General features: G+C 42.0%; 14 protein-coding genes. 4 read left to right on the top strand and 10 right to left on the bottom strand.

What is annotated here, in order from left to right:
- Positions 1–72 precede the first annotated feature (72 nt).
- Positions 73–1,011 carry an alpha/beta hydrolase gene (locus tag ND16A_RS09245; protein WP_052073079.1) on the top strand — a complete coding sequence of 313 codons (939 nt, stop codon included), beginning with the start codon at positions 73–75 and terminating at the stop codon, positions 1,009–1,011.
- Between the two features lie 12 nt (positions 1,012–1,023).
- On the opposite strand, the gene ND16A_RS09250 is transcribed toward ND16A_RS09245, so the two are convergent.
- The 6 genes from ND16A_RS09250 to ND16A_RS09265 form a co-directional block, all read right to left on the bottom strand.
- Positions 1,024–3,069: an OPT family oligopeptide transporter gene (locus ND16A_RS09250; protein WP_033077628.1), complete on the bottom strand. Its 2,046-nt coding sequence runs from the start codon at positions 3,067–3,069 to the stop codon at positions 1,024–1,026.
- A gap of 22 nt (positions 3,070–3,091) precedes the next feature.
- Positions 3,092–4,129, bottom strand: a complete 1,038-nt coding sequence (locus tag ND16A_RS09255; protein WP_033077627.1) for a formylglycine-generating enzyme family protein — start codon at positions 4,127–4,129, stop codon at positions 3,092–3,094.
- A 1,305-nt stretch (positions 4,130–5,434) separates the two neighbouring features.
- Positions 5,435–5,584 (bottom strand): hypothetical protein, encoded by a 150-nt coding sequence (locus ND16A_RS21300; RefSeq protein ID WP_160173508.1) that lies wholly within the window; start codon positions 5,582–5,584, stop codon positions 5,435–5,437.
- Between the two features lie 120 nt (positions 5,585–5,704).
- Positions 5,705–6,082 carry a hypothetical protein gene (locus ND16A_RS20245; RefSeq protein ID WP_152593859.1) on the bottom strand — a complete coding sequence of 126 codons (378 nt, stop codon included), beginning with the start codon at positions 6,080–6,082 and terminating at the stop codon, positions 5,705–5,707.
- Positions 6,083–6,198: 116 nt separating this feature from the next.
- Positions 6,199–7,497 carry a CapA family protein gene (locus ND16A_RS20240; RefSeq protein WP_052073076.1) on the bottom strand — a complete coding sequence of 433 codons (1,299 nt, stop codon included), beginning with the start codon at positions 7,495–7,497 and terminating at the stop codon, positions 6,199–6,201.
- A 197-nt stretch (positions 7,498–7,694) separates the two neighbouring features.
- On the bottom strand, positions 7,695–8,300 hold the full coding sequence (locus ND16A_RS09265; RefSeq protein WP_033077625.1) for a short chain dehydrogenase: 606 nt from the start codon (positions 8,298–8,300) through the stop codon (positions 7,695–7,697).
- Between the two features lie 162 nt (positions 8,301–8,462).
- Between ND16A_RS09265 and ND16A_RS09270 the strand changes: the two genes are divergently transcribed.
- The gene (locus ND16A_RS09270) at positions 8,463–9,347 is read left to right on the top strand and encodes a LysR family transcriptional regulator (protein ID WP_033077624.1); all 885 of its coding nucleotides are present in this window, start codon (positions 8,463–8,465) and stop codon (positions 9,345–9,347) included.
- Positions 9,348–9,458: 111 nt separating this feature from the next.
- On the opposite strand, the gene ND16A_RS19935 is transcribed toward ND16A_RS09270, so the two are convergent.
- Positions 9,459–9,674, bottom strand: a complete 216-nt coding sequence (locus ND16A_RS19935) for a carboxymuconolactone decarboxylase family protein (RefSeq protein ID WP_327144467.1) — start codon at positions 9,672–9,674, stop codon at positions 9,459–9,461.
- Positions 9,675–9,738: 64 nt separating this feature from the next.
- Between ND16A_RS19935 and ND16A_RS09275 the strand changes: the two genes are divergently transcribed.
- Both ND16A_RS09275 and ND16A_RS09280 read left to right on the top strand, forming a co-directional pair.
- Positions 9,739–10,023: a LysR family transcriptional regulator gene (locus ND16A_RS09275; RefSeq protein WP_033077623.1), complete on the top strand. Its 285-nt coding sequence runs from the start codon at positions 9,739–9,741 to the stop codon at positions 10,021–10,023.
- Complete coding sequence (locus ND16A_RS09280) at positions 9,995–10,426, top strand: LysR substrate-binding domain-containing protein (RefSeq protein WP_033077622.1); 432 nt, start codon at positions 9,995–9,997, stop codon at positions 10,424–10,426. Before ND16A_RS09275 ends, ND16A_RS09280 begins: the two co-directional genes overlap by 29 nt.
- Positions 10,427–10,848: 422 nt before the next feature.
- Here ND16A_RS09280 and ND16A_RS09285 read toward each other — a convergent pair whose 3' ends face one another.
- The 3 genes from ND16A_RS09285 to ND16A_RS09290 all read right to left on the bottom strand — a co-directional run bounded on the left by ND16A_RS09285 (position 10,849) and on the right by ND16A_RS09290 (position 13,192).
- Positions 10,849–11,430 carry a hypothetical protein gene (locus ND16A_RS09285; RefSeq protein ID WP_033077621.1) on the bottom strand — a complete coding sequence of 194 codons (582 nt, stop codon included), beginning with the start codon at positions 11,428–11,430 and terminating at the stop codon, positions 10,849–10,851.
- Positions 11,431–11,552: 122 nt separating this feature from the next.
- A complete protein-coding gene (locus ND16A_RS20235) occupies positions 11,553–12,272 on the bottom strand; it encodes an ATP-dependent Clp protease proteolytic subunit (protein WP_052073074.1) in 720 nt (239 codons plus the stop codon).
- Positions 12,273–12,427: 155 nt separating this feature from the next.
- Positions 12,428–13,192, bottom strand: coding sequence for a hypothetical protein (locus tag ND16A_RS09290; protein WP_033077620.1), 765 nt, complete (start codon positions 13,190–13,192; stop codon positions 12,428–12,430).
- Between the last annotated feature and the right edge of the window lie 49 nt (positions 13,193–13,241).

Below are 13,241 nucleotides of genomic sequence, written 5' to 3'. Positions count from 1 at the left end.
TTTATTATTCCGTTAAAGTACTTTGGTTAAATAACTTGTAGGTCAAAAACTTTAGGCTACCCTTTAAAATATATGACCTTTATTATCGAGATTGGCACGGTGAGAAAAGTACAACAACTAACGATCCCCTTGTTAGTTGTATTGACAATTTTGTTATCCGGATGCCAAAGTTTATTCTTTTGGCCGAGTAAGGATTTGGTCGACTCCCCTGGCCACTTTAACTTTGAACGAGAAATTGTCTTATTTAACTCCATGGATGGAATCCAATTGCACGGCTGGTACTTAACGGCGAAGCAAACGAGTCAAATACCAGTCCCTAAAGGAACCGTTTATTTTCTCCATGGTAATGCGCAAAACTTAAGCTACCACATTAGCAGTTTGTATTGGTTAACCGATCATGGCTGGAATGTATTTATTATCGATTATCGGGGCTATGGCCGCTCACAAGGAGAGCCTGATTTCAAATCTGTGATTGATGATGCGACCGCCGGATATTACTGGTTAAAGAATAATAAAGACAGCCAAGATAATATTATTGTACTTGGCCAAAGCCTGGGCGGCGCAATTGCCGTGGGCATGCTTGGGTTACACCAAGATATTGACGTGAACGGATTGATCATAGATAGCACATTTACCTCTCATCGAAAGGTATTTCGAGAATTATTGGGAAAATCCTGGCTTTTATGGACGTTTCAGTACCCGTTGAGCATGGGCTTACCTGACGATTATGCCCCAGAAAAATTCATCGCCAAACTCAGTAACATTCCAACTTTACTGGTGCACAGTGAAGCCGACAGAGTCATCGACAAACAACATAGCGTCGATTTATTTAATCTATCACAAGCGAAAAAAGGCCTTTGGCTAGCCGATGGCATACGGCATGGGCAAATTTGGCAAGAACAAGAGTGGCAACAAAAATTAGTTTGCCAATTAGAACAATGGCCAGCGTTTAAAGCCGCAGAGCGTGTATGTTCCGAAGAACAACACAACCTCGAACTGCTTTCCAATTAAACCATTCGATCACTACTTTGCCGCAACCTTGCGGTACAAATATACACAAACGAGCATCAACGCGATGAAACCAAACCAGCCGGCTAAGCTGAAATCATCGATCAGCGGAATTGAACCTTGCCAGGTAACCGCAACAATGGCAATTAATACCCCCATAAGTGCTTCGCCAGTGATCAAGCCTGACGCTATCAACAGACCTTTGTTTTCCCGTTTTTTTGCAATACTTGCAGACGGTTGCAGTACTTTACGGTTCACTCTATGGGCAATGATACCGCCGATAAAAATAGGCACCGATAAGCCTAGCGGCAGGTAGACACCGACGGCTACTGCCAACACGGGAAATCGAAAATCTGAACCCCGTTTTTGTTGAATGGTATCGGCAACAATGAGCACTACGGCCAGCGCGAAACCGATAAAAATAAAGTTCCAGGCAATGCCAGAACCAAAAATACCGGTCGCCAAATCGCGCATCAAACCGGCCTGAGGCGCCGATAATGGCGTTGCCTCAGGGTTCAACAAACTTGCCCGACCTATGCCATAGGCTTTATCGAGAAGGTCTAAAACAAATGGGATAACCATAGCCGCAGCCAAAACGCCTATCACCTGAAAAATTTGTTGCCGCCACGGCGTCGCGCCAAGCACATGACCACACTTTAAATCTTGCATATTATCACCGGCAATGGCCGCGGCCGAACAAATCATGCCGGCCAGGTAAATCACCGCAATAGGACCTAAGGTTGCGGCCAGTCCCTGATTGCCCATTAATTGTAGTAAGATTAACGCGGAAACAATAACCGTGGCGATGGTAACCCCAGAGATAGGGTTGTTCGAGCTGCCCACTAAGCCCGCCATATAGCCGGCAACCGACGAGAAGACAAAACCAAAAAGTAACATCAGCAACGTCATAATGCTGGCAATAAACACTTTGCCCTCATAATCGGCCAGGGCGCTATAAAAAATAAAATACAAAGGCACGATAGAAATTAATATCAGTAGCGCCACATAATTTATCGGAGTATCAAACTCAGTACGCAAGACATTGTCTGTTGTACCGGATTTTGCCGCTTTATACGCGTGAATACTGGCCTTTATTCCGCAATATAGTGGTTTGGCTAAGCTTATTAACGACCAGAGCCCCCCCACCATCATGGCGCCAACACCAATGCGACGACAGTTTTGCCAAGACTGAACCGCCAAATCGTGCCAATTGTCGAGACTTAATTGTGCCCAGGGTGTGCTGGGATCCAGATCACTGGCAAGCATGATCGCCTCAGAGTTAAACCACCAGTTTAGCGGCACGCCAACTAAGGTGCCAATCACCCCGCCAAGAAACACCAACACCGCAATATTTAAGCCGACGATATAACCAACCCCCACCAGAGCAGGGCTCAGGGTGATATCGCCGATAAACAAATATTTGCCGGCTAGGAAGCTTTTGGTCGTGGCTATCCCGGCGGCAAAAAGCCCGAATGCCGACTCCAGCAACTTGAACAAACTGCCGATGCCGGCGGCAATTAATAACGTTTTTACCCCTTTGGCGGCATCTTCATTGGGCACATGGTCGGGGTGATCTTTATCCGTTGCGATGCCGCCGGTTTTCAGTACTTCGGCCGTGGCAACACCCTCCGGAAACTTTAATTGTGCATCGACAATTAATGCCCGTCTGAGCGGAATGGTAAAAGCCACACCTAACACACCGCCCAAAATGGCAATAGCCACCATAGGGCCATACTCATAACCGGTCCAGGCATTCATCATGACTAAGGCCGGAATGGTGAAGATTATACCGGCAACCAGTGACTCACCAGCCGAAGCCGCAGTTTGCACCATGTTATTTTCTAAAATGGTAGAACGGCGAAATAACCGCAATACCCCCATAGACACGGCAGCAGCAGGAATGGATGCAGAAACGGTGAGACCAACCAATAAGCCAATATAGGCATTAGCGGCCGCCAAGATCATAGAAAGTAAAGCGCCGAGAATTAAGGCTTTAAAGGTCAGTTCGGTTAAATTCTGCTCGGGGCCAACCAGCGGTGATGCAAGCGAAACTTTGCTCATAATGACTCCCGGTTATTTATGGTTACTGGCCTTGTTGAAGCATCGCGTTGCTTCCTTGTGCTAATCGAAATCCAGTGGCATAGTCAGCCACATCAATTTGATACCAATTGCGTTTCACTGAAAGCAATGCCGATGGCCGACTGATCCAGCCGCCCCCTCTTAACACCCGGTTATCACAATCACCAGCGTCGTCATTTAGCCAGGCAGTGCCGTTTTCAGGCGCACCATTATAGTTTTCATGAAAGCAGTCCTGAACCCATTCCCACACATTTCCTTGCATGTTATAAAGGCCCCATCGGTTAGCCTTAAAACTCATAACCGGTGCCATATAGGCGTAGTCATCGTCACAATCGCTGGCGACCATGCTAGTGTCCCACCAAGCTTCGTTCTGAGTAGATAGATCAGCGCCATTGGCGAATTCACATATTTCGTGATTAATATTGACATCCTCAACTTGGACACCAGTTAGCGCTTTGGCTGAATATTCCCACTCCGATTCAGTTGGCAGTCGGAAATTCGCATTATAGCGTTTGTTCAACCACGTGATGTACGCCATGGCATCATTCCAACTAACACAGGTAACTGGCTCTTGTTCTGTCTGCTTAAAGCCGGGATTTTTCCAGTAGCCTTCCGGGGAAAACAACCACTGCTTTTTCTTGACGTTCCAGCCCATACAGCCTTTTTTAGCCGGGCTGGCATAAGGTTTTTTGCGTTCGCCATCGGTAACGTAGCCAGTCAACTCGACAAACTGTCTAAATGCCGCGACGGTTACCGCACAGCGACTCATCTCGAATGAATCTATCCAAACACGGTGCACTGGCCTGGCATTTTTATCTTTGAAAAATGGTGAACTAATGGCCCCCATTTTGAAATCACCAGCGGGGATTTTAACCATCTCTGGCACTTTTTCCGGGTCAAATTCGCACGGCGTTGTTAGATCATTAATTTTTATTTGAGCCTGTTTTTTGCGATCATCACTGACAACTGAACGTTCACCAGAAATCGAAATTACTAAAAGACACAACCAGATCACCCCGAGCAATCTATATATATTGAACATATTGTGTTCCTAATTTAATCGTCTCCATTCTAGAAAGAACTACCCTGTAGGCATTAAAGATATTTACTTTTTTTGATAACCGAAATCTAACACAAAGCCAAAAAGTGTGATTAGTAACCAAAGCCTAAATGCATTAAAGCCCATTTGCACTTACATTGGAGGAAAGGTTTTTGCTTCCTCCTGCACTGTTGAAATTTGCTCATCACCCTTACATTTTCAGCCAACAACAAGATCGAGCTTATGCCATTCTTCCTTACTTTCGAATTTTTATCACTGGAGTTATATCAATATCCCCGGCCCTATTTATGGTTGCTGGTTTGCCATCAAGCAGCAATCCAACGGTTGCATCACTAAGTGATATTCGAATGAAAAGCAAGTTGAACCCATAGTGAAATAAAGAGCTGGCAGCTACTTTTTGCGCGGGGTTGAGTTTAGCCCATAGCGTTTGGTTACTTAATGATAAATACCGTCTTTCGGCTTCTTGTGATGTTATAGGGCTGTTTTCCATAACTTATCTTATAAAAATGCATGTATGCAACGGTTAAGAGCAAAGACTGTGCCGTATTTGCAAGATGTTGTTTTTACGTGTAAATATTTAACGTCCAGCAGCTCTTGCTGGTTTAACTGTAAATTAACCTGACAGGCAGCTGCTGACTCATAACCTTAGTTTTGCAGGTAAACTGCTCAGCGTGGTGTTTTTTGCAACCGGCATCCGCTGTTGAGTGAGTTTATCGTTGCACATGTTTTGCATACATTGTCGAGTACACCGCAAAGGTATCAGTTAGCTATCTTCGCATACTAATGTCAGGACTTATATCAATTACTCCATGCCTATTTATGGTTGCCGGTTTGCCATCGAGCAGCAATCCAACAATTGCATCCGTAGTTGATGCTCGAATGAAGTTCAGGCGAAAGCCAAAGTGAAATAATGAGCTCGCCGCTACCTTTTGTGCGGGGTTAAGGTGATCCCATAACATTTGGTTAGTTAATGACACATTCCGACGTTCTTCTCCTGATGAGTTTTTCTTGTTGTTATCCATTACCTACCTTGCATAAGCATATTTATACAACGGCTAAATGCAAAGATTACACCGTATTTGTAAGGCTTTGTTTTTAGGAATGAATATTCAACTTATAGGCATTTATGCTGGTCTGACTGTAAATTAACCTGACTATCACCTGCTGGCCTAACCCCTAGCCCGCTACGCGGCTAGCATCGAGCTACCAGCAGATTGCGTATCAGTTAGGATAAACAGACTGATAGTTGCTCGCAGCCAGCTGGCTCAAAGTCTTGGTTTTTCAAGATTATTGAAGCGTAACCTTTACCGCGTCACGGGTAGGCTTATTGATGCCGATATAAGGGGCTTGCTTAGACTCGACACTGGTATGAAAAGGTGTACTGAGTTCAGTAAAGGCGCTTTGCCATTCGATAACCGCGAAATCATCAATATCCACCTTGCCCGTACGGCCATCGGCTAATTCAATTTCAGCGAGTACCCGATAAGCGCGATAGCCTTTACTCGGGTAATTATGCCGTACTGAATCAAAATCAAATTCAATCGTTTGCCAAGCGGATTATCCCGCTAAATCAACAGCGCCAATCAAATGTTTTTCGCTTTCTTTGCGAGCCTGAAAAAACCCCTGATCATAGCGCCTGCCTTGCCAGTAAAAACGTATTGTTGCCGTATTATCCGTTTTCACTTTAGCGGTAACTGTGGTTGGAATATCACCTTTAAATTTCCGACGAAAGGCCTGCAATCCCACTTCACTGGTTTGATTACTATTAACCGTTACCCCTAAACTTTTACTGCCACTGGCGCCATAATTATTGATTACCGTGTGCTTACGATCAAAACGCCAACTGCGTTCATTCGCATTAAAATAGGTAAAACTCTCAAAGTCACTACCATTCATTAGGTTAACACCTAAACGAGAAGAGATATTGTTAGGCATACTTACCTGCGCTAAGCTCTTTTGCCATGGCAATAGATACAGTGGCGCGGTGGTGGAATTGTCAGGAAAGGCAATGCTCGCGTGCTGACTATTTACCTGTGGTTGTTCGGGAGTAATTACGCCGTGCCCCCCGATTGACCGATATGAGTATTACGTTGTGCCGACAATGTGCTAATACGTTTCATTGTGGTATAACGGTTAATGCCGGTTGCCGGTGTTGGCTTATAGCCTTTTAAATAAATGGGCACGATTTCTGCGCGATGAAATTTACCTTGGTCCATCCAAACGTACAGTAAAAAGCTATATGGGGTTGATGGAATATACTGATCAAAAATACAATTCCCCATTGAATAAGCGATTAATTTACCTTTGTATAGCTCTATGCCTTGGGTAACATGGGGATGATGGGCGATAGCTAAGGCAGCGCCATGATCGATTGCGGCTTTCAAGCGCTTTTCTGTTACGCCGGTGGGGTTGTTACTGTACTCCTGGCTGCCATGGTATTGCACTACCGGCACCCGACCCGCGTCCACTTGTGCTGAAACTGAAGCAATAATGTTGTTCAGTGAACCAAACGCAGCGCCTCCTTTGTCTTGCTCTGCCACTTGATTTGGCGTTGCCCGACCTTCCCAGCCAACATAGCCCAACATGCCATAATCAACGCCATTAATGTTTGTTGGATAAGCCTTTAACGCTTGTTCTTCATTAACACCCGCACCTGAAAAAGCAAGTTTTGATGCCCGCATATGTTTGAGCGAAGTTTCTAATCCCGATTTTTTATAATCATAGGTATGATTATTCCCCAGGGTGACATAGTCAATTCCGGCCCAGGTTAAGGCATCGAGAATTTCCGGTTTCGAGTAAAATGCCACGGATTTAGGCGCGGCATCGCCGGGTTTATTGGCAAATATTTGGGTTTCCAAATTAACCGCAGCCATATCGGCCAAACTCATATAGGGTTTTACGTTTTCCACAATGGCTCGGCTATCGACAGTGCGAGAATCATCATCTATCAATACCTCATCACCAAAATAAGGTTTATAGTACCGACGTCCCATCATCGCATCACCGCCAAAAGCCAGCATAACGCGGCCTTTCGTTTTTTCAACCAGGGTGATATCGGCAATGGTCAACTTTGAGGCTTGGTTGCTTAACTCAAAGTGACTAAAGGTTTGCACGCTTGGATAAAACCCTTGCTTGCTAAAGTTAAGCTGATAAGTATCAGCATCATCAACCTTAACTTGATAGTAACCTTGCTTATCAGTTTTCGTGCTTAAGCCTGAAAAGCGAACCTCAGCCTGTACAATTGGCTGCTGGTTTTCAGTGAGTAAGCGACCTTTAATCAACACTTCTGCCGAAGCAAATTGACTAATAAGAACGAAGCAGCCAGCGGCGGTAAATAAACTCTTTTTCATTATTGTACTCATATTGCAAGAGGTGTAATTTGAATTAATGATACTACTAAAAAAATCAGTATACCCAAGTATGGGAGCGTCATGCATTCAATTTCTATGGCCAGGCATAACCTAAGGGAATACCTCCTTAATATTAATTCATTTACCCATTTTTGCTATGCAAAGCCTATGCATTGCTAGGCTTTGCAGGATAACGATTAAGCATCAACCACAATAACTTCACCGGTAATGAAGCCATCAACCGCACGTTCAAACGCTTTGCCGACAAGTTTTCCTGGAACGGGTTCGAATCCCGGCATCATTTCACCATAAACGTCCCATGCTTCCGCGAGCACAGTAGGATTGACGACATTGATGCGCGTATTTCTTGGCATTTCAAAGGCCACACATTTCACAAAGGTATCAATGGCACCACTTGTTGTTGCATCGGCAATGGCATATGGGATAGGTTTCATATTTAGAATGCCACTTATTAAGGTAAATGAGCCACCATCGGCAATGTATTGTTGACCAATGCGCACTAAGTTAATTTGCCCCATCATTTTACTCATGATTGTCGTCAGCCACTGTGCTTCTGTCATTTCGCTAAAACTGGCGTATTCACAAAAACCCACGGTATTTACCACCGCATCAAAGTGACCCACTTTTTCATATAACGCGGTTATCGATTGTTCACTGGTAATATCAACAATATGGTCAACAGCACCAGAGCGACCGGCAGTAATGACCTTGTGCTTGCCTAGCCCGGTTAATGCTGCTTGCCCCATTTTACCTAATGCACCGATTAATATAACTGTTTTCATTTGACTCTCCTTTAATTTAACTTTGTTTGAACTTGAGTTGATGGAGAAATAATAAAGAACTGACAAAACAATTAGAAACAATGATTTGTTGTTAGTGATACAAGAATTAGTTGTTATGTGTTACCTTGCTCTCTGGTGCATAGATAACAGTGGCGGTAAGCGTTGAGTAAATTAGACCGATTAGACATTAAACAATTAAGGATATTTCAGGCGCTGATTCGAGAACAAAATGCCTCAAAAGCAGCCAACCAATTAGGGCTCACTCAGCAGGCGGTGAGCGAACACTTAAAAAAGTTACGCGATGTTTTTAACGACAGGTTGTTTCTCAGAAAAACCAATGGTTTTGTCCCCACACCTTTCGCTGAAGAGTTATCCCAGGGAGTGGATAAACTATTAGATGACTTTAAAGCACTGCTATCGCCGACCACATTTGATCCTAAAACCATCAGTGGCACATTCGTTATCGTTGCAACCGATTACGCTCAACAAGTGGTTTTACCCGCTTTGATTTCCAAATTAAGGCAACAGTCGCCCAATTTAAAACTGATCGTCAGAGACTTTGAAATTGATAAACTTCATCAATTAATGGAAAGCGGCAAGGTAAATTTAGCGATAGCCTTTCCTGATTACATTCCGGATAGCTACCCGATAGTAAAACTATTTGAAGAGCACCATGTTTGTGTGGCATCGCCTAACTCACCTATCGCGCAAACCACGCCTTCGCTGGCTGAAGTCGCAAGCTACCCAAGCATTATCGCCTCTCCCTCTCGCCCGAACTTTAAAGGCTCTATTGACGATTGGTTTAAGCAGTTTGGTTTAAAACGCAATATTGTCGTATCCGCCCCCTGTTTTTCTATCGTCCCAATGTACCTCGAAACGACTGATTCAATAGCATTTTTGCCTTCCCGAGCAATTAACGGGCTCGACCTGGTTGAGCTTACCCTTAAACATTCACCTGATAAATTTGATGTCATTGCGGCCTGGCATCCGCGCTACAACGAAGATGCGCTGCAAAAGTGGGTAATATCAATGCTTGAAGTTGAGTAAGTCATTTACTATACCGCCTTTGATGCAGGTAAAATTAAGGCAGCTAAAATTAATGCGCAAACGTTGATACCCCGATCCTATTCCACGCATTTATTGTCGAAATGAGTACGATCAACTGGGCGATTTCTTGCTCGCTGAAAAATTCATCGACGGCGCGGTATACGTCATTTGGCAGCCCTTTGTCTTTAATATTGGTGACACAATCGTCATCGCCAGAGCGGCACGCTCTTTATCACTAAATTCAATGCTAGTTTGCCAATAAGATACTGCGGCAATTTTGCCATCAGTAATGCCTAGGCTTTTGGCCGCTTCTGAATGCATGCCAATGCAATAATGGCTTCAATTGCATTACACTAATTCATAAATAACGATAATTGACCGTGGAAATCAGATGTTAAAAATTCAATTGGAAGAGTTAGAAATATTTATCACTGTAGTTGATAGTGGGAATTTTAGTAAAGCCGCGGAGGTGCTAGCTATTACCTCATCGGTGGTCAGTCGAACGATAAAGAAATTGGAGAATAAATTAACAACGACGTTATTTAACCGGACAACTCGTAAAGTGTATTTAACCCAAGAAGGTGAATGGTTATATAACAATGCTTATGAAATGATAGTGCAGGCTAATAACATCGAGTCATATTTAAGTGATAAACAAAGAGCACCTAAAGGCTAGAAAATTAGGCGAATGTTACCGTAAGCTTTTTGCCTCTCCCGAATATATTGAAATACACGGTTACCCCGAATGTGTTTCGCAGTTACAAAACCACTCATGCCTGGGTTTTGCTAAACATGAAAACTTAAACATTTGGGCGCTGGCTGGTGATGATGATAAATTCATCAAGATCAGCCCGAGCACACTCGCCGATAACGGTGAGACATTAAAGCAACTTGCGGTACAAGGTTGTGGTATCGCTTGTATTTCATCTTTTACCGCGAATGAAGATGTTCTTTTAGGGCGGTTGATCCCATTACTTGAAGAGCACACGATAAAACAGCCTATTGCTATTTATGCCGTTTTTTATTCCGCTAATGCAATGAACAACAGGTTGCGTTGTTTTTTTGGATTATATCAGTGAGCACATCCAACTAAATTAATCTAATGCAATCAAACATCCGCTGGTATGAGTATCACCATCCGCACCTGGACCGACAGCGGACCCGGTTTTTTAATATTCATCAACTTCCACAACACGAAGTTTTCCGAGATGACCGTTCATGCCACAAAACGGAAATGCTAGGCTCACAATTATTAACCTAAGTTTATGATCACTATTGCGACATTGCTGACGGCTTGGTTTGGGCTAGCAGAGTTCAATCAATGCATAAAATTGAATGCTGCTATCTAACGCACTCAAATGCACAAGCCTGAAAGCAGACTTTTGAAACTTTTAAGTTCTGGCTTTCCCGTTATTCGATTGGGTTCTAAGAAGGAAAGCAAGACGTAAGGCCTGATCCGGTCGTTCAGTGCCATTTGCCGTCAGTCGTCTCTCTGAAATATTTAGTTGTTAGAGCAATTTTTCAAAGTCGAAATATCAAGTTCCTCAACATTACCGTCACTCGTTTTTATTGAAAGAATGTTTTGTGATACATCAAATTCGAACTTACCTAGCCAATCAAATTTTTTAATTAAGGTTAATCCATATCGTCCCATGGGCTTAGGGCATTTAATGTAAAAATAGTGATAAGCCTTTCCCATGGCTCCAGGGTCAGAAGTTAAAGCGTAAATAGAAAACCCATCAAACTTTTCTTCTCGATGCTTTTTATTTAAATCACCCTCAATGCCAATAAAGAGTAGCCCTAAAGACAGCAAAGCGACTTGAAAGCAACCTACTATAAAGTTAATAACCTTTTGAAATGAAAATAGTAAATTTGATGAAAATAAATTTCTTAGTTGGAGCGTATTTATTGATAATAAATATAGCCCTAAGCCAATGGATGCTATTTTAATGAATAATAGGTAATTTCCTACTTTATCCATCACTAGAGGGCTGTACCAGTTTAGCCCCCATAAGGTTGAAGAATAGAGGCTTTCTAATAATGGGATGTATATTAGAATAATTATAGTTATTAATAGTTTCATTAAAAATTGAGAGTTCCTTTCAACTAAAATGTGCAGACCAATTTAGTCTGCTAATCGCTCAATATGCCGTTCGCTTTCAATAACTTACGTCAAATTACTGTCTAGAGCAACGTTCGATAAGACTATAACCAAAACCTTTTTTCTGTAAATTGATACTCATTATTGAGTTCAACACGCTTTATCCAATTAGACCTTTCTGGTCTATATTTTCTCCAATTCCAATCATCACCTAAAATACTTATGTTTTTAACACCTAACTTGTTCATATCTTCTAAAGAAAAGTCATACCCCTTGTATCCAATACCTAAGTACCTTTTTATAAGCTCTATAACAGTCATATCGTGGCTATAGGTGGTGATAATATTGTCCACACCGATATGGGCAAAAAAGTCAGCTTCACGCTTTCTAAGTGGTTTTATGTAATCTCGAAAATGTTTGTTATCTTTGTGGTCATCGTAGTTAGACCACGCTGAGCCGTGCCAAAGTAATACAGAATCCTTATTCAGATATTTTTGATTTCCTGCGGTAAAAACATAATTAGCACAAGATGATGCACATAACCTAGAAACCTCTATATTAAGTTTGTTTCGTAAAACCCATTCTCCTAAAGTTAGCCCTGCTTCAATGTCTCCTCCGTGGCTAGAGATTATTAACTTGATGGGCTTAACTTCCGTTTGGTTATAAAGCTCAAATACTGTTTGATTTGACGACTTAGTAATTTCACCACGGTAAAAAAGGTCATTGTTTTGAAGAGTTACTAATGTTATTACTTCGTTATTTACTGTCGTTGAAGTACAGCTAATTAAAAATAAACAAGTGATAAAAATTACGGTTTTTGGCATTTTTCTTCCTTAAAAAATACAGAAAATAGTGTTGTCTTTATTATAAGGCGGACGTCTCTTAATCTCTAACCAGACCTTAACCTTTTCAATAACTTATGGTCAAGTCAGTGCCACGAACGGTCATTGAATAATCACGAAATAGACTGTAAATAAGTTTAATTTCTCGAGTTTTTTTGAATAAGCTTCACACCTTCTGTTGTACCAAACTCTTCAACCATCTCTTTGAATAATGCTTCAGCTTCGTAGATCTCATACTCATAAATATCGTTCCTAATAGCAGTCATTAAATTTTCAAAGCTTTTTGATGGTTGATATGTATTAGCAACCTTCAGATAAGCATAAGCTTGAATTTTATGAGTTTCAGATAAGTAAAAATCTAGGCCTTTAGCAATAAGTGCATATACACTTCCTTTTTGCATGGAAATTTGAAGATAATTATCTCTCTTTTTTCGATACTCTTTTATCGCTTTCTCTAGTTCGTTACCGTCTAAATTTTCATCTATTGTCGCCATTACAGAAAAGGTATTCATAGCCAATACATTACCGCTTTCTGCTGCACTTTCGATTAATTTAATAGACAGATTAAGCATATCATCAGTAACCCCTTCACAAAATTTATAACTATGAATAAGTCCTTGTTCGTGTTGATAACCATTTGCTCTTTCCTGATATCCATCATTTATCATTTTCTCTAAACTATGTTTATTACGGGGGGCAATAATGCAACGATAAAGGATTACGCCTAACAAATATTGGGAATTAGTATCACCATCTATTGAGCCCTTTTTAAGCCTGTTGTACTCGTTAAGAGCAGTTGTATTAGTTAAATCTAGCTGATTAATTGTGAGCTTACGAGAGCATAGCTCAACTTCTATTTTTCGATCTGATTTAATGACTGCGACTAATTCATCAGGACGCAAACATGTCGAACCAAGATCAACTTATCAACGTTGTTGCTGCATTTGAGCA

It is taken from the genome of Thalassotalea sp. ND16A, assembly GCF_000764205.1.
Lineage (GTDB): Bacteria > Pseudomonadota > Gammaproteobacteria > Enterobacterales > Alteromonadaceae > Thalassotalea_A.
Note: the sequence above shows the minus strand (reverse complement) of the source record. Positions and strands in the feature narration are given on the sequence as shown.

Bases quoted from the DNA above. Each gene is read 5' to 3' on its own strand.
- ND16A_RS09245 (WP_052073079.1), top strand. From the start codon at position 73: ATGACCTTTATTATCGAGATTGGCACGGTGAGAAAAGTACAACAACTA.
- ND16A_RS09250 (WP_033077628.1), bottom strand. From the start codon at position 3,069: ATGAGCAAAGTTTCGCTTGCATCACCGCTGGTTGGCCCCGAGCAGAAT.
- ND16A_RS09255 (WP_033077627.1), bottom strand. From the start codon at position 4,129: ATGTTCAATATATATAGATTGCTCGGGGTGATCTGGTTGTGTCTTTTA.
- ND16A_RS20245 (WP_152593859.1), bottom strand. From the start codon at position 6,082: ATGCCTAACAATATCTCTTCTCGTTTAGGTGTTAACCTAATGAATGGT.
- ND16A_RS20240 (WP_052073076.1), bottom strand. From the start codon at position 7,497: ATGAAAAAGAGTTTATTTACCGCCGCTGGCTGCTTCGTTCTTATTAGT.
- ND16A_RS09265 (WP_033077625.1), bottom strand. From the start codon at position 8,300: ATGAAAACAGTTATATTAATCGGTGCATTAGGTAAAATGGGGCAAGCA.
- ND16A_RS09275 (WP_033077623.1), top strand. From the start codon at position 9,739: ATGTTAAAAATTCAATTGGAAGAGTTAGAAATATTTATCACTGTAGTT.
- ND16A_RS09285 (WP_033077621.1), bottom strand. From the start codon at position 11,430: ATGAAACTATTAATAACTATAATTATTCTAATATACATCCCATTATTA.
- ND16A_RS20235 (WP_052073074.1), bottom strand. From the start codon at position 12,272: ATGCCAAAAACCGTAATTTTTATCACTTGTTTATTTTTAATTAGCTGT.